At 70.7% G+C, this 20600-nt stretch carries 20 protein-coding genes and 1 pseudogene; 8 read left to right on the forward strand and 13 right to left on the reverse strand.

From position 1 onward, the window contains the following. Together ACWY4P_RS22835 and ACWY4P_RS22840 are read right to left on the reverse strand one after the other, a co-directional pair. Nucleotides 1-360, reverse strand: coding sequence for a pilin (locus ACWY4P_RS22835; protein WP_456212409.1), 360 nt, complete (start codon nucleotides 358-360; stop codon nucleotides 1-3). Continuing rightward, nucleotides 305-934 (reverse strand): hypothetical protein, encoded by a 630-nt coding sequence (locus ACWY4P_RS22840; RefSeq protein WP_456212410.1) that lies wholly within the window; start codon nucleotides 932-934, stop codon nucleotides 305-307. The genes ACWY4P_RS22835 and ACWY4P_RS22840 overlap by 56 nt, the downstream gene beginning before the upstream one ends. A 642-nt stretch (nucleotides 935-1576) precedes the next feature. On the opposite strand from ACWY4P_RS22840, the gene ACWY4P_RS22845 reads away from it, so the two are divergent. The 3 genes from ACWY4P_RS22845 to ACWY4P_RS22855 all read left to right on the forward strand — a co-directional run bounded on the left by ACWY4P_RS22845 (nucleotide 1577) and on the right by ACWY4P_RS22855 (nucleotide 3803). Then, complete coding sequence (locus tag ACWY4P_RS22845; protein ID WP_456212411.1) at nucleotides 1577-2650, forward strand: C40 family peptidase; 1074 nt, start codon at nucleotides 1577-1579, stop codon at nucleotides 2648-2650. A 215-nt stretch (nucleotides 2651-2865) separates the two neighbouring features. Continuing rightward, nucleotides 2866-3297: a hypothetical protein gene (locus tag ACWY4P_RS22850; RefSeq protein ID WP_456212412.1), complete on the forward strand. Its 432-nt coding sequence runs from the start codon at nucleotides 2866-2868 to the stop codon at nucleotides 3295-3297. A 179-nt stretch (nucleotides 3298-3476) separates the two neighbouring features. Then, nucleotides 3477-3803 (forward strand): NUDIX domain-containing protein, encoded by a 327-nt coding sequence (locus tag ACWY4P_RS22855; protein WP_456212413.1) that lies wholly within the window; start codon nucleotides 3477-3479, stop codon nucleotides 3801-3803. On the opposite strand, the pseudogene ACWY4P_RS22860 reads toward ACWY4P_RS22855, so the two are convergent. After that, nucleotides 3801-3917: pseudogene (locus tag ACWY4P_RS22860) on the reverse strand (histidine phosphatase family protein); the annotation flags it as partial. The gene ACWY4P_RS22855 and the pseudogene ACWY4P_RS22860 sit on opposite strands and share 3 nt — an antisense overlap. A gap of 195 nt (nucleotides 3918-4112) precedes the next feature. On the opposite strand from ACWY4P_RS22860, the gene ACWY4P_RS22865 reads away from it, so the two are divergent. Then, nucleotides 4113-5222: a hypothetical protein gene (locus ACWY4P_RS22865; protein ID WP_456212414.1), complete on the forward strand. Its 1110-nt coding sequence runs from the start codon at nucleotides 4113-4115 to the stop codon at nucleotides 5220-5222. Between the two features lie 95 nt (nucleotides 5223-5317). Here the strand turns inward: ACWY4P_RS22865 and ACWY4P_RS22870 are convergent, their stop codons facing one another. The 5 genes from ACWY4P_RS22870 to ACWY4P_RS22890 all read right to left on the reverse strand — a co-directional run bounded on the left by ACWY4P_RS22870 (nucleotide 5318) and on the right by ACWY4P_RS22890 (nucleotide 11484). After that, nucleotides 5318-5983 carry a response regulator transcription factor gene (locus tag ACWY4P_RS22870; protein WP_456212415.1) on the reverse strand — a complete coding sequence of 222 codons (666 nt, stop codon included), beginning with the start codon at nucleotides 5981-5983 and terminating at the stop codon, nucleotides 5318-5320. Nucleotides 5984-6040: 57 nt separating this feature from the next. After that, the gene (locus ACWY4P_RS22875; protein WP_456212416.1) at nucleotides 6041-7222 is read right to left on the reverse strand and encodes a sensor histidine kinase; all 1182 of its coding nucleotides are present in this window, start codon (nucleotides 7220-7222) and stop codon (nucleotides 6041-6043) included. 108 nt (nucleotides 7223-7330) lie between these two features. Further along, the gene (locus ACWY4P_RS22880) at nucleotides 7331-9541 is read right to left on the reverse strand and encodes an MMPL family transporter (protein WP_456212417.1); all 2211 of its coding nucleotides are present in this window, start codon (nucleotides 9539-9541) and stop codon (nucleotides 7331-7333) included. Between the two features lie 165 nt (nucleotides 9542-9706). Then, a complete protein-coding gene (locus tag ACWY4P_RS22885) occupies nucleotides 9707-10606 on the reverse strand; it encodes a serine hydrolase (protein ID WP_456212418.1) in 900 nt (299 codons plus the stop codon). Beyond that, the gene (locus tag ACWY4P_RS22890; protein WP_456212419.1) at nucleotides 10603-11484 is read right to left on the reverse strand and encodes a LysR family transcriptional regulator; all 882 of its coding nucleotides are present in this window, start codon (nucleotides 11482-11484) and stop codon (nucleotides 10603-10605) included. Before ACWY4P_RS22890 ends, ACWY4P_RS22885 begins: the two co-directional genes overlap by 4 nt. Nucleotides 11485-11603: 119 nt before the next feature. Here ACWY4P_RS22890 and bla point away from each other — a divergent pair, with 119 nt between their 5' ends. Further along, nucleotides 11604-12527, forward strand: a complete 924-nt coding sequence (gene bla, locus ACWY4P_RS22895) for a class A beta-lactamase (RefSeq protein WP_456212420.1) — start codon at nucleotides 11604-11606, stop codon at nucleotides 12525-12527. A 17-nt stretch (nucleotides 12528-12544) separates the two neighbouring features. Here bla and ACWY4P_RS22900 read toward each other — a convergent pair whose 3' ends face one another. Next, the gene (locus tag ACWY4P_RS22900) at nucleotides 12545-12913 is read right to left on the reverse strand and encodes a holo-ACP synthase (RefSeq protein ID WP_456212421.1); all 369 of its coding nucleotides are present in this window, start codon (nucleotides 12911-12913) and stop codon (nucleotides 12545-12547) included. Between the two features lie 7 nt (nucleotides 12914-12920). After that, nucleotides 12921-14768: a glutamine--fructose-6-phosphate transaminase (isomerizing) gene (gene glmS / locus ACWY4P_RS22905; protein WP_456212422.1), complete on the reverse strand. Its 1848-nt coding sequence runs from the start codon at nucleotides 14766-14768 to the stop codon at nucleotides 12921-12923. 245 nt (nucleotides 14769-15013) lie between these two features. Between glmS and ACWY4P_RS22910 the strand changes: the two genes are divergently transcribed. From ACWY4P_RS22910 to ACWY4P_RS22920, 3 genes are all read left to right on the forward strand, one after another. Continuing rightward, the gene (locus ACWY4P_RS22910; RefSeq protein ID WP_456212423.1) at nucleotides 15014-15796 is read left to right on the forward strand and encodes a hypothetical protein; all 783 of its coding nucleotides are present in this window, start codon (nucleotides 15014-15016) and stop codon (nucleotides 15794-15796) included. An 82-nt stretch (nucleotides 15797-15878) separates the two neighbouring features. Further along, entirely contained in the window at nucleotides 15879-16937 is a 1059-nt protein-coding gene (coaA, locus tag ACWY4P_RS22915; protein ID WP_456212424.1) for a type I pantothenate kinase, read from the forward strand. Nucleotides 16938-16989: 52 nt separating this feature from the next. After that, a complete protein-coding gene (locus ACWY4P_RS22920; RefSeq protein ID WP_456212425.1) occupies nucleotides 16990-17931 on the forward strand; it encodes a DUF389 domain-containing protein in 942 nt (313 codons plus the stop codon). On the opposite strand, the gene glmM is transcribed toward ACWY4P_RS22920, so the two are convergent. The 3 genes from glmM to rplM all read right to left on the reverse strand — a co-directional run bounded on the left by glmM (nucleotide 17928) and on the right by rplM (nucleotide 20456). Continuing rightward, nucleotides 17928-19286 carry a phosphoglucosamine mutase gene (gene glmM / locus ACWY4P_RS22925; RefSeq protein ID WP_456212426.1) on the reverse strand — a complete coding sequence of 453 codons (1359 nt, stop codon included), beginning with the start codon at nucleotides 19284-19286 and terminating at the stop codon, nucleotides 17928-17930. The genes ACWY4P_RS22920 and glmM overlap by 4 nt on opposite strands. A gap of 157 nt (nucleotides 19287-19443) precedes the next feature. Further along, nucleotides 19444-19971, reverse strand: coding sequence for a 30S ribosomal protein S9 (gene rpsI / locus ACWY4P_RS22930; protein ID WP_456212427.1), 528 nt, complete (start codon nucleotides 19969-19971; stop codon nucleotides 19444-19446). 41 nt (nucleotides 19972-20012) lie between these two features. Then, nucleotides 20013-20456 carry a 50S ribosomal protein L13 gene (gene rplM / locus ACWY4P_RS22935; RefSeq protein ID WP_014178797.1) on the reverse strand — a complete coding sequence of 148 codons (444 nt, stop codon included), beginning with the start codon at nucleotides 20454-20456 and terminating at the stop codon, nucleotides 20013-20015. Nucleotides 20457-20600 lie beyond the last annotated feature (144 nt).

Genomic DNA, 20600 nt, shown 5'->3' on the forward strand with positions numbered 1-20600 from the left:
CTACCCCCGGGCGAGGTTGTAGAAGGCCCCGACGAGCCCGAAGACCGCGCCGATGCCGCCGGCCGCAACACAGGACCACAGCATCGAGCGCTTCCCGCGCGCTGCCATGTCCGGGCGCTCGGTGTTGTTGCCGATACCGACCAGGGCCCCGCCCCAGATGAAACCGAGGAGGCAGGCCAGCAGGGCGACGGTCAGAGACCAGCCGATCAACGTGTCGGTAGCGTTCCCCAACTTCCCTGGCAGGCTGACCGGCGACCGCGGCATGAGCGGGTCGTCAGAGTCGTCGCAATCCTCTTTCTTCTTGTCACACTTGTCCGCGAGGTATACCGCCGACTTGAGCAGGGTCAGGGACAGGGACACGTAACGGCTTTCCTTCCGAAAGGGGCGCGGGAACGGCAGCGGGAGGGAGCGGCTCGCCCCAGGTCGCATGAGCCAATGACAGAGCGGCCTGCGCCAGGTCGCGGCCGACGGCGCGGGTGCGGGGCTTGAGCCGGGCGAGGTCACGTACGCCTTGAGCACGGATCCGCGGGTCGTACTCCAGCCGGATGAGCGCGCCGACCTTGGGTTCCAGCATGGTCAGAGCCGCCTTGACCGACGCCGGCCACCGTCCTTCACCGGTCGCGGCCAGGACGATGATGGTGCGCTGCAAGGGCAGCCCGTCGGCTTCTGCGGCCATCACGGCGGTCTGCAGTGCGGCCACGCCCTCGCCGGTCGCGGCCGCGCACAACACGGGGACCGCGTAGGGCAGCGAGCACCAGCGGGCGCTGATTCCTGAGCGGCCGGAGTGCCGGGAGCTCACCACGTCGTGGGCGAGGTCGTGGCTGGTGTCGATGATGGCGGCCTGCCATCCGCCGATGGCGGCGAGCTGGTGCCATGCCTCGGGGTCCCCGGGCAGGGACAGCGGAGGAGCGTCCCACCGGCGGTAATCCGTCACGACATGCCAGGCGTGTGGGCCGGACGCAGGACCTGCGCCGGCTGCCTCATGGACCTGACGCGCGTAGAGAGGCTGATCCGGCGGGATCGAGGCAAGCCCCGCTCCGGAACTGGCAGACCAACCGGCCCACGGCGACGCGAGGTGCGGGACCGTATCAAGCACAACAGTGGTGCCACGGACAGCGAAGGCATCGGCGGCCAACGCGGCAGTGACCGAACGCCCGCTGCCCCCGACCGAGGCCATCACCGGCACGATCAGCCGGGTGCGTGAAGCCAGCGGAACCGGCTGCGCCGCCGCCTTGGCCATCACTACACCCCCATCGACCTGGATCAATCAACGCTACGCTTACGCGAGTTGACCAAGCGCCATGTCTAACAACTGACTCGCCGTGTTGTCCACGTCCTTTGACGCGTGGCGGGGATTGAGGCAGCCTCGTTACGCAAATACACCTGCGTGTTGCATGCGGCCAGCGGTGCTGTTGCGAACACAGGGGGCGATTAGGGCGGATCGCCCGCCCGCAGGCACGGGGCTCGTCTGCGACCGAGACGCTTCCCGGCTCCAGAGGACACACCGGGCGAACCGGTCTGACGCGGAGGGGGCTCCAGGCGACATAAGCCGCCTGGAGGGGGAAACGGGGGAGCATTGGCGAAGAAAGTTCTGCTGGGTGCGGGGGCGCTCATCGCGGCTCCGTTCGCCCTCATTGCCGGAGTCGCCATCCAGACCACCACCACATCAGAGGTTGCCAGTGCAAGCCCTAACACCGCCGCCGTCGGCGGCGGCCTCAGGTCGGGATCCATACCCCCTCAATACGCGCCATGGGTCGAGAAGGCCGCCGGCGCCTGCCCTGGTCTGCCTGCCCCTGTCCTCGCCGCCCAGTTGAAGCAGGAGAGCGGCTTCAACCCCAACGCCCGCTCACCCGCCGGGGCTCAGGGCATAGCCCAGTTCATGCCCGGCACGTGGAAGACCTGGGCGACGGACGCGGACGGGGACGGGGCCGCCTCCCCCCTCGACCCGCCAGACGCCATCACCGCTCAGGGCCGGTTCATGTGCTCCCTGCTGAAGAAAGCCAAGAGGTCCGGCTACCCGGGAGAGCCGATCGAGCTTGCCCTCGCGGGCTACAACGCCGGGTGGGGAGCCGTACAGAAGTACAGGGGCGTGCCGCCCGAGTCCTTCGCGAAAGGCCAGACGTACCACTACGTGCGGAACATCATGGCGAGCGCCAAGCGATTCACCGCCTCGGCCGGCACATCCTCGGCGGTCGACCTCCCCGCCGGCTACACCGTGCCGGCTGACACCCCGCCCCAGGTCCGCACCGCCATCGCATGGGCGCTGAAACAGAAGGGCGGCTGGTACCGCCTGGGCGGCACGTGCACTGACGCCCACGGGAGCAACCCCGCGCACTGGTGTGACTGCTCCAGCCTGATGCAGCAGGCCTACAAGGCAGCTGGAGTAACCATCAGTCGGACGACCTTCACGCAGGTCGATGAGGGTGAGGCCGTGAACATCGACGCCCCGCAGCCCGGCGACCTGGTCTTCACACCGGGCTCCGACGGCACCGCCTCAAGCCCCGGCCACGTCGGCATGTACATCGGCGAGAACCGGGTCATCGAGGCTCCCCGCACCGGTGTGAAGACGAGGATCGTCACCTACGACAGCTGGCGTCATTCCAAGAGCCCGATCACTCGCATCGTCGCCGTCCGCAGGATCGTTTCCTGATACCGAAGGCCGCACACTCCCCATTCCCGGAGCCGCGCATGCACGATAACGATCACAGCCTCTACGCCCCTTGGGGAGCAGTGACCCCCGAGTTCTGGACCGGAGCCACGTCGGCGCACACCGTGCCAGAACCGACTCCGACCCCCGCCCCGCCAGAGGGCCACCAGCCCCTGAGACAGAACGGGAACGTCGACAGCCCTGTGGGCCGGCTGCCAATGCCCGTCGAGCAGCAGGAACAACTCACCGCCGCCACCGCGGCTATGGCCGACGGCCGCCTGGCCGAAGCGGAGGCGATCGCGCGCACTCTGGAGCAGCGCATCGCCAAGGCCTACGGAGAGCAGCACGAGTACACCGCGAACGTGCGCGAGATGCAGGCTCACATCGCTCATCTCGCCGGAGACCATTCCACAGCCACCCGCATATACCTCAGCGTCACCAACTCCCGTGCCGAAGCCCGAGGAGCCAGCGATCCTCTGACCCGCGCCTCGGCCTACCGGGCGGTGGCCACTTGGCAGGCCATAACCGACCCGCCCGAAACGCGTAGGCTCGCGGATTCCGTCATCGCCATGCTCAGCAAGGCAACCGGCGAGAGTAGCAGCGCGACCCGCAATGCACGGGCCCATCTGGCACGGCAGGGCACGCCGTAGGCACGGACGGGGCGCACCGACAGCAACGGCGCCACATCACGCCCGGAACCAGGCAGGCCAGATCGCACACTCGGCAGAGAGCCCCGCTTCCTCGCGCAGCGTTGGCGCTGCGCAACGTGCTGGGAATGGCCGAGAGCAGGGGCAGGCGACTGCCCGCCCGCGGATAGCGGAGGAACCTCATGACCGCCAAGCAGGTAATCGGCCCTTTTCGCCCCAATACATCCGTTGTGGTGGTACCTGTTCCTGCCAGCGGGCGGAGAGAAGGCGGTGAGACTACGGAAGAGCGCTCACGCCGCGAACTGCGGGAGGAGGCGGGCATCACCGCCCAGCCGTGGCGCTCACTGGGCTCGTACGCCATCGCCCCCGACCCGGCGGCGCGCGTGCACCTCTTCGAGGCCGGGCACCTCACCTACGGGCCGCAGGCACTCACTCCCACCGAGGAAGGCTTCACACTCTCCTGGCGGCAGATGGACGACGCCATCCGCGCGGCAGCGGAAGGCCGGTAGGCGTTCGCCGAGCAGTAGGGCTTGCCGGCGGCCGTTGTCCGTCAGCTCGCGCTCATCTGGTGAAGCCTCGCCGTTCCGGGCGAGGTAGAGGTAGCGGGCAGCCATTCCGGTCATGGGTGACCTCCCTCAGTGATCTTGTGAGAGTGCTGACGCTGAGAGACGTCAGAGGGGTGTCCCGGGAGCTGAGCCGATCGACGAACCGCTGGTCACCCTCGCGGCGCCGACGGGCGGGAGGTCGTCGGTGTCGCTGACGGGCAGGGCTGCTAGCGTCCTTGTCGCGATCACGACAGGTCAAGCAGGGGTGCCAGGGTGAAACAGGGAACGCTGATGCGGCGGCGGGCCAAGGTATACGGCGGCATCGCGCTGGCGCTGCTCGCCGTCGCGGCGGGATGGTTCTACTTCAGCGGCGGCTACGACCGCTGGCGGGACGAGAAGTCCGTGGCCGACGCGTGTGACGGCACGGTGGCCGTCGACGAGGTGCGCGCGCTGCTCGGCACCGACGACGTCAGCGGCGACACCAGTCATCGAACGGCCGGAGGCAAGTCCCGGGATGGATCGGGCCCGCCTGTCATCTGCTGGCTCGACGGTCCGGGCGGGTACCAGCAGCGGGCCGTGGTCCGGATGGAATGGCGGTCCCAGGCATGGGGCCCGCACACCGTGTCCGGGCGGGACCCCGGCTCCTTCACCACCACGGTCCCGGCGCCGATCGGCGCGGGATGGTCGGGCATGGAGAACCTCGCGGGCGATGGCGCCGCGGCCACCGTGGTCCTCGACTGCCGGAACACGGACGGTCCGCGCGCCGGGGACAGCCTGACGCTGTTCGTGCACAGCTGGGGTTCGCGGCCGTACGAGGAGGCGGTACAGCGGGTACGGCTGGCCCGGTTCGCGACGCGGACCGCGCAGGCCGCGGCCCGCGAGTACGGCTGCGACGCCCGGTTCGGCGGCCGCGTACAGCGGGTGGGGCCGCTCGACTCCGGGAGGCCGGAGTACCGGGAGGCGCCACCACTCGCCGAGGCGGACGGCACATGTGCGGGCATCAAGCCCGGCTCGGTGATCACGCGTGCCCACGAGACGGCCGCAGGTCGCGCGCCCGTGGAAGATTGCATGCTGATCGACGACAAGAGCCAGGCCCTGTTCCGCCTGTCCTCCTACTACGGCACCTTCGCGGACGACCAGCGCATGAAGACGCAGACCGGCAGGCAGCTCGACTCGGCGGTGACCAAGCCGCTGCGGACGGACTTCCTCTTCCGGGCCGAGGCGGCCTGCCCCGGCTCACCGCGGCAGGCGGTCTTCGTGGTCGACTACCGCGACTACGACCACGACGCCAAGCCGCAGCGTGGTTACGCCCGCGAAGCGTTGCGGGAGTTCGCGGAGCGATCCGCGGCCCGGCATGGCTGCACGGACGTCAAGGTGTTCTAGGTCTGGACAGGTCGTGCGGACCCGTCTCGCCTCCGCCGCACGCGCCCTCGCCGAGCGCTACGGCGCCACGGCCCTCCCCGACACCTGGCGCGACGTCACGGCGTGACGAGGCCGGACTGGTAGGCGACGACGACCAGTTGGGCGCGGTCGCGCGCGTGCAGTTTCGTCATGGCGCGATGGATATGGCTGCGTACGGTCAGTGGGCTGACAACGAGTTTTTCAGCGATCTCGCCGTTGGACATGCCTTCGGCGGCCAGTGCCATCACCTCTCGCTCACGGGCGGTGAGGGCGGCCAGGCGTTCGGGGGATGCCAGGCGGCTGCCGGGTGCGGGGGTGGCGAGGAAGCGGGTGATGAGGGCTCGGGTGGCCAGGGGGGAGAGGAGGGCGTCGCCGGACGCCACGGTGCGGATGGCGGTGAGGAGTGCGTCGGCGGTGACGTCCTTGCCGAGAAAACCGCTCGCGCCTGCGCGCAGTGCCCGGGCGACGTACTCCTCGGTCTCGAAGGTGGTGAGGATGAGGACGCGGGTGGCGGACAGGTCCGGATCGGAGCAGACGGCCGTGGTGGCGGCCAGGCCGTCGGTGCCGGGCATGCGGATGTCCATGAGGACGACGTCGGGGTGATGGGCGCGGGTGAGCTCGACCGCTTCCGTGCCGTCGGCTGCTTCGGCGACCACGCCCATGTCGGAGCAGGAGTCGATCAGGATCCGGAAGGTCGCCCGCAGGAGGGCCTGGTCGTCGGCGAGCACGACGCGGATGGTCATCTGTTTCGGTCACTTCCGGGTTCTGTCTGTCCAGGCTGTCTGGGCTGTCTGGGCTGTCTAGGGACGAATCGGCAGTTCAGTGGTGACGGCGAAGCCGCCTTCGGGGCGGTGACCTGTTTGCAGGCGGCCACCGACGGACTGGGCGCGCTCGCGCATCCCGATGAGGCCGAAGCCGCCGCCCGGGACCGGCACGGTGGGGGCCGCGGTTGCTCCGTCGTCGCTGACCGTGATGGTCAGCAGGTCGCGGGAGTACGCGAGCCTGACGCGCGCGGTGCCCGCGGCGGCGTGTTTGGTGACGTTGGTGAGTGCCTCCTGCACGATCCGGAACGCTGTCAGGTCCACACCCGGTGAAAGTTGTCTCGCCTCGCCCTCGGTGGTGACGGTGACCTTGAGTCCGGCGGACGCGAACGCGGTGGTCAGTTCGGAGAGCCGGCCGAGTCCGGGGGACGGTTCCAGGGGCGTCTCGGGGTCGTCCGGCTGGCGCAGCAGGCCGACGGTGGCCTTGAGCTCGCGCAGCGCCGAGGACGTCGTACCGGCGAGGTCGGTGAGGATCTTCTGCGCCTGGTCGGGGTTGTTCCGGGCGAGGTGTGCGGCGGTGCCCGCCTGGGCGTTGGCCAGGGCCAGGTGGTGGGCGACGACGTCGTGCAGCTCACGGGCGATGCGCATGCGCTCCTCGGCGACCCGGTGCCGCGCCTCCTCCTCGCGGGTGCGCTCGGCGTATTCGGCGCGGGCGTGCACGGCCTCCATATAGGCGCGCCGCAGCCGGACCGCCGTACCCCAGGCGACCGGCACCAGCAGCGAGAAGGCGGGGTTGATCGTCCTGAGGAGCAGCGAGTAGTGGTAGGGGGCGGTGATCAGTGTCGTGGGCACCAGCAGTGCGATAGCGGCGAAGCAGTAGGTGCGTGCGGTCTTCCGGTCGGTGTGGATGGCGAGCCAGTACAGCGCGGCCATGGTCGGCGCCAGCAGCAGGGCGGTCAGCAGGTAGCCCAGCGCGCTGCCGGTGTTGGCACAGACCGCGGTGATCGCGACAGCGGTGCGGGGGTGGCTGCGATGCCACCACAGGGCTGTGCAGGCGACGCCCGCCAGGAGCGCGCCGGGCCACCAGTCGATCCGCTGGGTGAAGGGTTCCACGCTGCTCAACATGGTTCCGGAGAGGGAGGCGGTGAACAGCAGCAGGATGGCCATCGTGTCGACGACGCGGGGATGGTTCTTCGCGTACCGCTGCCAGCTGGTGTTCATCGGGTACTCCGGTCAGAGCGATCTGGGTCCATGGGGGCGCGCCGGGTGCGAACCGCCGACGAGGGCCGCCCGCGTCCCGCGCGGGCGGCCCTCGGGCGCGTAGGGCTGTCAGACGTGAGCCGATTCCAGCTCGGCCGTGTCCACCGGGGCCGGGGCGGTGGAGGACCGGCGGCTGAGAGCCTCGCCTTCCACATCGACGCGGGGCAGCAGCTTGTCCAGCCAGCCCGGCATCCACCACGCCGCCTTGCCGAGCAGGGCGAGGACGGCGGGCACCAGCGCCATGCGGACGACGAACGCGTCGAACAGGACGGCCGTGGCCAGACCGAACCCAATCATCTTGATCATGGATTCACCGGCGCCGACGAACCCGGAGAACACGGCCATCATGATCAGCGCGGCCGCCACCACGACGCGGGCGCTGTACCGGAACCCGGAGACGACCGCCTGGCCGGGCCGGTCCCCGTGGACGTACGCCTCCCGCATGCGCGAGACCAGGAAGACCTCGTAGTCCATGGCGAGGCCGAAGACGATGCCCACCAGGAAGATCGGCATCAGGCTCATGATCGGGCCGGTCTGCTCGACACCGAGGAGGCCGGCGCCCCAGCCCCACTGGAAGACCGCGACGACCGAGCCGAGAGCCGCCAGCACCGACAGCAGGAAGCCGAAGGCCGCCTTGATCGGTACGAGCACGGACCGGAAGACCACCAGCAGGAGCAGGATGGCCAGGCCCACCACGACGATGAGGTAGGGGATCAGCGCGTCCTGGACCTTCTGGGCGATGTCGATGTTCACCGCGGTGGTGCCGGTCACCTCGAAGCTCGCTCCGGTGGCCGACTCGGTCGCGGGGCGTTCGTCGCGGATGGTGTGGACGATGTCCTTGGTCTTCTTGTCGCTCGGTCCGGTGGCCGGGACGGCGGAGAACACCGCGGTGTCACCCGCGGGGTTGAACCGCGCCGGCGAGACGGAGACAACCCCCTCGGTGGCGCCGATCTTCTGCTCGATCATCTTCACCGCGGCCTTCGGGTTCTCGGCGCCCCTGGCGTCCACGACGATACTCAGAGGCCCGTTGAAGCCGGCACCGAAGCCGTGGGCGAGCGCGTCGTAGGCGCGGCGCTCCGTGGTCGAGGTGGGCTTGACCTCGTCTCCGGGCATGCCCAGCTGCAGATCCATCACCGGTAGCGCGAGCGTCCCCAGGCCCGCGACCGAGGCGAGGAGTACGGGGACGGGGCGGCGCAGCACGAACCGGGCCCAGCGGCTGCCGCCGTTGTTCCGACCGGCCACCTCGGCCCGCCCGCGCTTGCGGGCGGAGCGCGACAGTACGGCGTTCGGCCAGAAGCCGAGACAGGCCGGGACCAGGGTCAGCGCGATGACCACGGCGACGCCGACCGCGCCCGCGGCTGCCAGCCCCATCTTGGTCAGCATCGGGATACCGACCACCGAGAGCCCGGCCAGCGCGATGACGACGGTGAGACCGGCGAAGACGACCGCCGACCCGGCGGTACCGGCGGCCAGCCCCGCCGCCTCCTGGGGCGCGTGCCCCCTGGCCCGCTCCTCGCGGTAGCGGGAGACGACGAACACGGCGTAGTCGATACCGCACGCGAGGCCGAGCATCGTGGCCAGGGTGCCGGTCGTCATGGACAGGCCCAGGGCACTGCCCAGGGCCAGGATCGAGGCCATGCTGATGCCGACGCCGACAATCGCGGTCAGCAGCGGAAGCCCGGCCGCGGCCAGCGAGCCGAAGGTCATCAGCAGCACGACGGCGGCGATGGCGATGCCGATCCCCTCGGCCGCCCCGCCCGCCGAGGGCTGGGTCGCCAGCGCGCTTCCCCCGACCTCGACGGTCAGGCCCGCGTCCCGGGCCTGCCCTATGGCGTCCTCAAGCGTCTTCTTGCTCGCGTCGGTGAGGTCGTCGGCCTTCACCTTGTAGGTGACGGTCGCATACGCGGTCGAGGCGTCCTTGCTCACCGCCTTCGCCTGGAACGGGCTCACCGCACTGGCGACCTGAGTCCCGTCGGCCGCCTCACCCACGGTCTTCTCGACGGCCGCCCGGTTCCCGGCCGCGGTGATCTTCTGCCCGTCCGGAGCGACAAAGACGATCCGGGCGCTCGCCCCGTCGGCCTTGGCCCCGGGGAAACGCTGTTCCATCAGGTCGAATGCCTTCTGGGACTCGATCCCCGGCATGGAGGACCCCTCATCGGGGGCAGCGGGAGCCTGGACAGCGCCGAAGCCGACAGCGGCCAGCACCGCCACCCACAACAAGGCGACGGGCCAGCGCCGCCGGAAGGCCAGACGGCCCAGTCGGTAGAGAAAAGTAGCCACGGGCGGAGGTCTCCACATCTGATCTCGGGGTACCCCCAGACTCCCCGGGCCCGACCCGTCCCGTCGTCGTGCGCCCGCCGACAATCCCGACTACTGAGAACGCATTACACGCGGCGGGCATGTCCTGCACGGGTATGACGGGGCACTCCCCGTTCATCGGCGCGCTCAGAGCTGCCGAAGGTGGTCGCGCAGGGCGCGGGCGACCTGGGCCATGAGGGCGTCGGCGCCCGGCTGCGTGCCGGCGGGGACGAGGGATTCGGTCAGGACGGCGATGGCGAAGGCCTGGCCGTCGGAGTGCTCGACGACGCCGATCTCGTGGCGGAGGTTGAGGAGGGTGCCGGTCTTGGAAGACCAGGTGGTGGCGTCGGAGCCGAAGTCCGGGGCGAGGCGGTGTCGGATCACGTTCTGGGACATGAGGCCGCGCACGCGGGTGGCCACTTCCGGGTGGATGGTCGACGGTGTCCACAGGGCTTGGAGCAGTTCGACACAGGCACGGGCGCTGCCCGTGTTGGCGCGGGTGGTGTCGAGCTGCGGCACCCGGTGTCCGCGGCCGCTGGTGCCGGCGTCGATGGCGAGGGCATGGGCGAGATGCGCCTGGGTGGCGTCGAAGCGTTCGACGGGGGTGTCGGCCAGTTCGCGCATGGTGTGCCGGACGGTCATGCCGTGGAGGCCGAGCTCGTGGAGGATGTCGGCGACCTGGGCGGGCGGGGTGAGATCGAACAGCGCGTCGGCGGCCGAGTTGTCGCTCACGCAGGTGCTGAGATACAGCAGGTCGTCGATGGCGATCCGGGCGGGATGGCGGAATCGGCTCAGCCCGGTGGGGCCGGGCGTGGTGATCCGCCCGGGTGCGATGTCGAGCGTCGTCGCCCCGTCGAGCTCACCGCGCCGGATGCGCTCCGCCGTCGCCAGTGCGAGCGGGACCTTGACCAGGGATGCCACCGGCAGTTGGGCGTCCGGCTCGATGCCGAGCTCTTCGCCCGTACGCAGATCCCGGACGAGGAGATAGCCGCGCAGGCCACCGTCGTGCAGTCGCCCGCGCATCTCGCGAAGCAGCGCCTCGGTCATGCGAACGCCCCCTCGGCGCCGAGGCAGCGTGCGATCGCGTCGCCCAGGCGGGCCTGGATGTGCTGTGGATCGCCGGCCGCGGCGGCGGTGAGGGCGTACCCCCGGGTGAGCGCGATGTCGCCGAGGGGGCGCCAGCTCAGGGCGAGTTCCCGGGCCTGCGCGGGCGAGCACAGCAACAGGTCGCGCGAGCACAGCACTTCCGCCGCGGCGGTCGTGAGGTCGGCCGCGACGGCGAGCTGTACGGGCCGCAGGCCCACGGCGTCGCGCAGCCGCGTCAGGGGGTCGCGGACGTGCGGGGCGTCGTCTTCCGGTTGGATCCAGATGCGGCGGGCCGGCCCGGGGTCGGCCCGGCCCATCCGCAGGGTGTCGAGGTAGACGCGGGTCACGCCGGGGGCCTGAGCGCCGGCCAGCCCGAGCGGTACGGACCAGGTGGCCTCGTCCGGCGGCACCGGGAGCAGGGCGGCGCGCACCTGTTGGGAGCGGATGAGCTCCAGCCGCCGCGGCGGCGGGCCGGCGCGGAGTTCGAGGGTGACGCCGTGCCCCCGCGCGTCGGCGACGAGGCGGGCGAGATCGACGGTGGAGCAGATCCCGGGCACCGCGAGCCGCCACGGCTTGCGCTTGGCGGTTTCCGCCTCGTGTTCCAGTACGTCTGCGACCAGGACGAGTTGACGGGCCGTCGGCAGCAGGTCGCGGCCGAAGGGCGTGAGGACGGCCCGCCGCGAGGTGCGTTCGAACAGCTGCTCACCGAAGCGTTGCTCCAGGGCGGCGATACGGCGGCTGGCCACCGGCTGGGACATCCGGGCGGCGGCCGCTCCGACCGTAAAGCTGCCGCGCTCGCTCACGCTGACGAACGCGCGACACGCTCCCACCAGGTCCACCGCGCCCACCCCTATGTCGCATCGGCATGAAACCCCACCCAAGCGTATTGGACCGCATAGCCATGGCGAGGCGAGGGTGCTGACCATCAACCCCATCTCCCGACCCGGAGGTCCGGATCATGCGGCACACCCGCGTCCGGCGCGCCCTGTATGGCGCGCTCGCCGCCCTCACCCTCGTCCCGCTCGCGGCCTGCGGCCAGGACGGTTCACCGGCCTCGGCGTCTCCGTCCTCAAAGAAAGCAACCTCTCCCGCGACGCGGCCGTACGTCCGCGAGTTCAAGGACCTTGAGCGCGAGTTCGACGCGCGCCTGGGCGTCTACGCCATCGACACCGGCACCGGCCGGGAGGTGGCGTACAACGACGGCGAGCGCTTCGCCTACAACTCGACCTTCAAGGCCATGGCCGCCGGTGCCGCGCTGAAGAAGTACTCGCTCAGCGGGATGGACAAGAAGATCACGTACTCCAAGGACGAGCTGCTCGACAACTCCCCCGTGACCGAGAAGCACGTCGCCACCGGGATGACCCTGGGTGAGCTGTGCGACGCCGCCGTCCGCTACAGCGACAACGCCGCGGCCAACCTGATCCTCAAGGAGCTCGGCGGCCCCAAGGGCCTCGACGCCGCGCTCGAGGAGATGGGCGACGACGTCACCCGGATGGATCGCCCCGAGCCGTACCTGAGCCGATGGGTCCCGGGCGAGACGCGGGACACCACCACTCCGCGGGCGTTCGCGAAGGACCTGCGCGCGTTCGTCCTCGGGGACGTCCTCGGCAAGGGCGAACGGGCGCAGCTCACGACATGGCTGAAGACCAACAAGACCGGCGACCAGCTCATCAGGGCCGGCGTACCCAAGGGCTGGGTGGTCGGCGACAAGACCGGAACCGGCAGTTACTACGGCGGCCGCAACGACATCGCCGTGGTGTGGCCCCCGGACTCGGCCCCCATCGTGATCGCGATCCTGTCGAACCGCGGCAAGAAGGACGCCGAACCCGACGACAAGCTGATCGCGGAAGCGGCGTCCGTGGTCGCGGACAGGCTGTCGTAAGGGGGCCGGCGGGGAGCTCACCCCTCCGCGATCACCACCGCCGACGCGACCCCCGCGTCATGGCTCAACGACACATGCCAGGCCCGTACGCCCAGCTCCGCCGCCCGCGCCGCCACCGTCCCGCGCACCGACAGCCGAGGTTGCCCGCTGGACTCCGTCAGCACCTCCGCGTCGGTCCAGCGCAGCCCGCCCGGCGCGCCGAGCGCCTTGGCCAGGGCCTCCTTGGCCGCGAACCGGGCGGCGAGCGACGCGATCCCGCGCCGCTCGCCGCCCGGCAGGGTCAGCTCGCGCTCGACGAACAGCCGGTCGGCCATCCCCGGCGTGCGCCGCAGCGCGTCGTCGAAGCGGTCGATCTCGGCCACGTCGATGCCAACCCCGATGATCACCGGCCGCTCACTCCACGGTCACCGACTTGGCCAGGTTGCGCGGCTGGTCGACCTCGTTGCCGCGCGCCGTGGCCAGCTCGCACGCGAAGACCTGTAGCGGCACGGTCGCGACCAGGGGCTGCAGCAGGGTCGGGGTGGCGGGGATCTCGATCAGGTGGTCCGCGTACGGGGCCACCGTCTCGTCGCCGCGCTCGGCGATGACGATGGTCCGGGCGCCGCGCGCCCGGATCTCCTGGATGTTGGAGACGATCTTGTCGTGGAGGACGGACCGGCCACGCGGCGAGGGCACGACCACCACGACCGGCAGGTCCTCCTCGATCAGCGCGATCGGCCCGTGCTTGAGCTCGCCCGCCGCGAAGCCCTCGGCGTGCATGTAGGCGAGCTCCTTGAGCTTGAGCGCGCCCTCCAGGGCGACCGGGTAGCCGACGTGGCGGCCCAGGAACAGCACGGTGTTCTTGTTCGCCAGCGTCCGCGCCAGCTCCCGCACCGGCTCCATCGTCTCCAGCACCTGCTCCACCTGGGTGCCGATCTCGGACAGCTCGCGGATCACGGACTGGATCTCGTCGCCCCACTTGGTGCCGCGCACCTGGCCCAGGTACAGCGCCACCAGGTAGCAGGCCACCAGCTGGGTGAGGAACGCCTTGGTCGAGGCGACCGCGACCTCGGGCCCGGCGTGGGTGTACAGCACCGCGTCCGACTCGCGCGGGATCGTGGAGCCGTTGGTGTTGCAGATGGCGAGCACCTTCGCGCCCTGCTCGCGCGCGTGCCGCAGCGCCATCAGCGTGTCCATGGTCTCGCCGGACTGCGAGATGGCGATCACCAGCGTCCGCGGGTCCAGGATCGGGTCGCGGTAGCGGAACTCGCTGGCCAGCTCGGTCTCGCAGGGGATGCGGGTCCAGTGCTCGATGGCGTACTTCGCGATCATCCCGGCGTGGTAGGCGGTGCCGCAGGCGACGATGACGACCTTGTCGACCTCGCGCAGCACCGACGCCGGGATCCGGACCTCGTCCAGGGAGAGGTTCCCCGCCACGTCGATCCGCCCCAGCAGCGTGTCGGCGACGGCCTTCGGCTGCTCGGCGATCTCCTTGAGCATGAAGTAGTCGTAGCCGCCCTTCTCGGCGGCGGAGGCGTCCCAGTCGACGTGGTACGCACGGATGTCCGCGGGCGCCCCGTCGAAGTCGGTGACCGTCACGCCGTCCCGGCGCGCCTCGACGACCTGGTCCTGGCCGAGCTCGATGGCCTCGCGGGTGTGGGCGATGAAGGCGGCCACGTCGGAGGCGAGGAACGCCTCGTCCTCGCCGACGCCGACGACCAGCGGCGAGTTGCGGCGCGCGCCGACCACCACATCGGGCGCGTCCGCGTGCACCGCGACCAGCGTGAAGGCGCCCTCCAGCCGCCGGCACACCTGCCGCATCGACTCGGCGAGGTCGCCGCAGGACGAGAAGGACTCGGCGAGCAGATGCGCCACGACCTCGGTGTCGGTCTCGGAGGTCAGCTGGTGGCCGCGCTCGGCCAGCTCGGCGCGGAGCGCGGCGAAGTTCTCGATGATTCCGTTGTGGACGACGGAGACCCGGCCCGCGTTGTCCAGGTGCGGATGGGCGTTGGCGTCCGTCGGGCCGCCGTGGGTGGCCCAGCGGGTGTGGCCGATGCCGGTGCCGCCGCTGGGCAGCGGGCGGTCCGCGAGCTCCTTCTCCAGGTTGGCGAGCTTGCCGGCCTTCTTGGCGGCGGCCAGCCCACCGTCGGCGAGCACGGCGACGCCCGCCGAGTCATAGCCGCGGTATTCGAGCCGCTTCAGCCCGGCGAGGACGACATCGAGGGCGGACTGCCCTCCCACATAACCAACGATTCCGCACATGCAGTGCAGCGTACGGCCCGCGGCCGCACACGCGGACCACCGCCCACGCGCAATCCGCCACCTGCGGGGCATCCGTCGCACATCCGGCATCCGCACGCGGTGCGTCGGCGGTGCGTCGGCGGTGCATAATGCGCCAGCGGCCGGGGGCCGCCCAGCTCACCTCACCGGGGGGACACACTATGCGCCACGCCTTCACTCCTGCCTTCAGATCCTCTGCCTTCAGATCCTCGTTCGTCTTCCTCGCCATGTCCGCGCTGCTCGCGCTCGCCACCGGGTGCTCCGCCGACGACGGCGCGAAGGACACCAAGGCCGCCGCGGAGAAGGACGCGGGAAAGGCCGCCACCGAGGCCGTCCGCGCGGCCGTCGCGAAGGTCCGCGGCACCAGCGCCCACATCGACGGGGAGGTGCTGGTCGCCGAAGGGGAGGGGGCGTTCCCCATTTCCCTCGACGGCCCCTTCGACCTGGCCAAGGACAAGGGAAAACTGGCGGTGGACTTCCCCGGGGGCGCCATCGACCACGTGGACGAGATCTTCGACGGCGACACCATCTATGTGAACGGGATCCATGGCGCGGCGAAAGGCACCTGGGGCGCGGTCGCGCGCGACAAGGCCGAGGCCCACTATCTGCTCCGCGCCCCGCTCAACGACCCCGAGCACTATCTGCGCCAGATCTCCGCGATGCGCAAGGTGGCGCGGTTCGGCACCAACGAGACCGTCGCCGGCGCCCTCACCACCAGGTACCGGGGCTCGATCGACCACGCCACGCTCACCCTGAAGCTGGCCGCCAAGACCCGCAAGGGCGTCGACAAGGTGCGGGACGCGCAGGGCACCGACCTCCCGGTGTTCGCCGACGTCTGGGTGGACCGCCAAGGGCGGCTGGTCCGGCTGAAGATGACCTACCGGATGAACACGGTGTCCGTCACGACCACGGTGACGCTGTCCGACTTCGGGAAGCCGGTGAAGGCCGCCGCGCCCGACGCGTCCCGGACCGTCCCGGCGACCACGCAGGGCGGCGTACTGCTCGGCTGACCCCCGCGGCACCCCCCGCGCGTGACGGACCCCACGCCCCGGCCCACCCCACACGCCCGCGCCGAGCGCCCACAATGAGAGGATGATCACGTCTCCCGCGCAGGACGCGCACCCCGCGCACCCGGAGCACGGCTCACCCAGGCAGCACGACTCACCCCCGCAGCACCCCCCGCGCGCCCCGCGCCGGGCCGAGCCGAGCCCGTATGTGGACCTGTCCCGCGACGAGTGGAGCGCGCTGCGGGACAAGACCCCGCTGCCGCTCACCGCCGAGGAGGTCGAGCGGCTGCGCGGCCTCGGCGACGTCATCGACCTCGACGAGGTACGGGACGTCTACCTCCCGCTCTCCCGGCTGCTGAACCTGTACGTCGCCGCCACGGGCAGACTGCGCGGCGCGCTCAACACCTTCCTCGGCGACACCAAGAAGGGCAACGGCACCCAGCCCGGCACGCCCTTCGTGATCGGCGTGGCGGGCAGCGTCGCGGTCGGCAAGTCCACCACCGCCCGTCTGCTCCAGGCGCTGCTGGCCCGCTGGCCCGAGCACCCGCGCGTCGAGCTGATCACCACCGACGGCTTTCTGCACCCCAACGCCGAGCTGCACCGCCGCGGCCTGATGTCCCGCAAGGGCTTCCCCGAGTCGTACGACCGCAGGGCCCTGACCCGGTTCGTCGCGGATGTGAAGGCGGGCAAGGAGGAGGTCTCGGCGCCCGTCTACTCCCATCTCATCTACGACATCGTGCCGGGCGAGCGGCTGACCGTGCGCCGCCCCGACATCCTGATCGTCGAGGGGCTGAACGTGCTCCAGCCCGCGCTGCCCGGCAAGGACGGCCTCACCCGCGTCGGCCTCGCGGACTTCTTCGACTTCAGCGTGTACGTGGACGCCCGTACCGAGGACATCGAGCGCTGGTACCTGGGCCGCTTCCGCAAGCTGCGCGCGACGGCCTTCCAGGACCCGTCCTCGTACTTCCGCAAGTACACCCAGGTCTCCGAGGAGGAGGCGCTGGACTACGCCGGGATGATGTGGCGCACCATCAACAAGCCCAATCTTCAGCAGAACGTGGCGCCCACCCGCGGCCGTGCCACGCTGGTGCTCCGCAAGGGCCCGGACCACAAGGTCCAGCGGCTGTCGCTGCGCAAACTCTGAGACACCGCTGTTCACGAGACCCGAGTGTTCACGAGACCTTAGGAGCACCACCGTGCTGCATCTGCGGCTGATCGTCCCGGCCGACCGCACCGACGAGGTGGTGCGCACCGTGGAGAAGACGGTGGGCACCACCCACCTCGTGGTGCTGCCGGGCGTCGCGCGCGACCCGGCGGGAGACGTGGTGCTGGTCGACGTGGCGCGCGAGGCGGGCGATGCCCTGCTGGGCGAGTTGCGCGCGCTGGGCCTGGACACCGACGGCTCGATCGCCGTCGAGAACATCGATCTGTCGCTGTCCAAGCGGGCCGAGAAGGCGGAGGAGGAGGCGCCGGGCGAGGGCGCGGACGCCGTTCTGTGGGAGCACCTGACCGAGGCCACCCACGAGGAGTCCACGCTCTCCGTGACCTTCCTGGCCTTCCTCGCCCTCGCCACGATGATCGCGGCCTGCGGTGTGGTGCTGGACAACGCGATCCTGATCGTGGGCGCGATGGCGGTCGGCCCGGAGTTCGGCCCGCTGGCCGGGCTGTCCACCGCGCTGGTCCAGCGGGCCCCGCGGCTCGCGGCCCGCTCACTGATCGCGCTGGTCGTGGGGTTCGCGGTGGCGATGGTGCTGACGACGGGCTTCGGCGTGCTCATGGACGCCTTCGGGCTGTTCACCAAGGACCAGCTGGAGCGGCCGCGGCCGAACACCGACTTTATCTGGAAGCCGGACATGTTCTCGTTCGTCGTGGCCCTGCTCGCCGGGATCGCCGGGACGCTCTCGCTGACCTCGGCGAAGTCCGGGGCGCTGGTCGGCGTGGCGATCTCCGTCACCACGGTGCCGGCCGCGGCCAACGCGGCGGTGGCGCTCGGCTACGGCGAGATCGACCAGATGTGGGGCTCGACGCAGCAGCTGCTGCTGAACCTGGCCGGGATCGTGGTCGCGGGCACGCTCACGCTGCTGACCCAGAAGTTCCTGTGGGCCAAGCAGCGCGAACGCGCGCTCCGGGGCCGCTAGCCCAGGGCTGACTTCACCGCGTCCGCGAGGCGCCCCGCGACCGACCTGGCCTGGTCGATGTCCGCGGCCTCGACCATCACGCGCACCAGGGGCTCGGTCCCGGACGGCCGCAGCAGCACCCGCCCGGTCTCGCCCAGCTCGCGCTCCGCGTCCGTCACCGCCGCGGCCAGCTCCGCGCTGGAGGCGACGCGCGACTTGTCCACGTCCCGGACGTTGATCAGTACCTGGGGCAGCCGCTCCATGACGGCCGCGAGGTCGGCCAGCGTACGGCCGGTGGCCGCCACCCGGGCGGCCAGCAGCAGCCCGGTCAGCGTGCCGTCGCCGGTCGTGGCGTGGTCGAGCACGATGACATGGCCGGACTGCTCGCCGCCCAGGGCGTAGCCGTGCTCCTTCATCTCCTCCAGCACATAGCGGTCGCCGACCGCCGTCTGGACCAGCTCGACGCCCTCGCGCCGCATGGCGAGCTTGAAGCCGAGGTTGGACATCACGGTGCCGACGACCGTGTTCTCCCGCAGGCCGCCCGCCTCGCGCAGCGCGAGCGCGAGCACCGCGAGGATCTGGTCGCCGTCGACCTCCTGGCCCGCCGCGTCCACGGCCAGGCAGCGGTCGGCGTCCCCGTCGTGTGCGATGCCCAGGTCGGCCCGGTGCTCGGCGACGGCGGCCTGGAGCCGGTCCAGGTGGGTGGAGCCGTAGCCGTCGTTGATGTTGAGCCCGTCCGGCTCGGTGCCGATGGTGATGACCTCGGCGCCGGCCCGGGTGAACGCCTCCGGGGAGACCCGGGCGGCCGCGCCGTGTGCCCCGTCGATGACGACCTTCAGCCCGTCGAGCCGGTTGGGCAGGGCGCTGACGAGGTGGGCGACGTACTTGTCGAAGCCCTCCCCGTACTCGCGCACCCGGCCCACGCCCGCGCCGGTCGGCCGGTCCCACGGCTCGCCCGAGGCGTGCGCGCGGTAGGTGGTCTCGATCCGGTCCTCCAGCTCGTCCGCGAGCTTGTGGCCGCCACGCGCGAAGAACTTGACGCCGTTGTCGGGCATCGGGTTGTGGCTGGCGGACAGCATCACGCCCAGGTCGGCGTCGAGCGCGCCGGTCAGATACGCCACCGCGGGCGTCGGCAGTACGCCCACCCGCTCCACGTCCACGCCCGCACTGGCCAGCCCGGCCACCACGGCGGCCTCCAGGAACTCCCCGGACGCACGCGGGTCCCTCCCGACCACCGCCACCGGCCGATGGCCTTCGAAGGTTCCCACCTCGGCGAGCACATGCGCCGCCGCGACCGACAGGCCGAGCGCCATCTCAGCCGTCAGGTCGGCGTTGGCGACACCGCGCACACCGTCCGTACCGAAGAGTCGTCCCACTGGTGTCCTCCGAGATTACGAGCTGGGGGGCGGAAGCTTGCTTGTAGGTATACGCCCCCTGATGCGAATAGCCGAACGCCCCGGCGGCACGGGTGGTGCCGCCGGGGCGTTCGAACAAGCGAGCGAAGCCGCCGTATGAGCAGCGCAGCCGCGCCGATCAGCGCTTGCTGTACTGCGGCGCCTTACGGGCCTTCTTCAGACCGGCCTTCTTGCGCTCGGTGGCGCGGTCGTCACGGGTCAGGAAGCCGGCCTTCTTCAGCGGGGCGCGGTTGTTGTCCACGTCCGCCTCGTTCAGCGCGCGGGCGATGCCCAGGCGCAGCGCACCGGCCTGACCGGAGACGCCGCCACCCGCGATGCGGGCGATGACGTCGTAGCGGTCGTCCAGCTCGAGCACCTTGAAGGGCTCGTTGACTTCCTGCTGGTGCACCTTGTTGGGGAAGTACCCCTCAAGGGTGCGACCGTTGATCTTCCACTGGCCGCTGCCCGGCACGATGCGGACACGGGCGATGGCGTTCTTGCGGCGCCCGGTGCCGGCGGCCGGCTGCGGCTCGCCGAAGCGGGAAGCGAGCGACTCGGAGGTGTACTCCGTCTCGATCGTCTCCACGCTCTCGGTGGTGTACTCCTCGACATCGAGGGGGGCCTCGGCGGTGGCCTCGGCGGGGGTCTCAGCGGTGGTCTCGGCCACGATGCTCCTCAGATTCTCTTCGTCTTAGGGGGTGGCCGGGACTACTGCGCGACCTGGGTGATCTCGAACGGGACCGGCTGCTGAGCGCCGTGCGGGTGCTGGTCACCCGCGTAGACCTTCAGCTTCGAGAGCATCTGACGGCCCAGGGTGTTCTTCGGGAGCATGCCCTTGATGGCCTTCTCGACGGCCTTCTCCGGGCTCTTCGCCAGCAGCTCGTCGTAACGGATGGAGCGCAGACCACCCGGGTAGCCGGAGTGGCGGTACGCCATCTTCTGGGTCCGCTTGTTGCCGGAGAGGTGCACCTTGTCGGCGTTGATGATGATGACGAAGTCACCAGTGTCGACATGCGGCGCGTACACCGGCTTGTGCTTGCCCCGCAGAAGGGTGGCGGCCTGAGAGGCCAGGCGGCCCAGAACGACGTCGGTGGCGTCGATGACGTGCCACTGACGCTGGACGTCGCCGGGCTTGGGGCTGTACGTACGCACGGTCGTAGCCTTCGCTTCTTCAGTGAGTGAGTCCTGACAAGGCCACCCGGACGATCACGACAGCCTTGGCCGCACCTCGGTGACGCAAACCGAGTGCCTGCCGCTGGTCATCGGCCCGGTGGACCGGCGTAACGGCCTCTCACG

The organism is Streptomyces sp. LZ34 (genome assembly GCF_053890475.1).

Excerpts from the sequence above, each read along its gene's own strand:
- bla (WP_456212420.1), top strand. The coding sequence starts at position 11,604 with ATGCGGCACACCCGCGTCCGGCGCGCCCTGTATGGCGCGCTCGCCGCC.
- coaA (WP_456212424.1), top strand. The coding sequence starts at position 15,879 with ATGATCACGTCTCCCGCGCAGGACGCGCACCCCGCGCACCCGGAGCAC.
- ACWY4P_RS22885 (WP_456212418.1), bottom strand. The coding sequence starts at position 10,606 with ATGACCGAGGCGCTGCTTCGCGAGATGCGCGGGCGACTGCACGACGGT.
- ACWY4P_RS22850 (WP_456212412.1), top strand. The coding sequence starts at position 2,866 with ATGCCCGTCGAGCAGCAGGAACAACTCACCGCCGCCACCGCGGCTATG.
- glmS (WP_456212422.1), bottom strand. The coding sequence starts at position 14,768 with ATGTGCGGAATCGTTGGTTATGTGGGAGGGCAGTCCGCCCTCGATGTC.
- ACWY4P_RS22875 (WP_456212416.1), bottom strand. The coding sequence starts at position 7,222 with ATGAACACCAGCTGGCAGCGGTACGCGAAGAACCATCCCCGCGTCGTC.
- ACWY4P_RS22855 (WP_456212413.1), top strand. The coding sequence starts at position 3,477 with ATGACCGCCAAGCAGGTAATCGGCCCTTTTCGCCCCAATACATCCGTT.
- ACWY4P_RS22870 (WP_456212415.1), bottom strand. The coding sequence starts at position 5,983 with ATGACCATCCGCGTCGTGCTCGCCGACGACCAGGCCCTCCTGCGGGCG.
- ACWY4P_RS22910 (WP_456212423.1), top strand. The coding sequence starts at position 15,014 with ATGTCCGCGCTGCTCGCGCTCGCCACCGGGTGCTCCGCCGACGACGGC.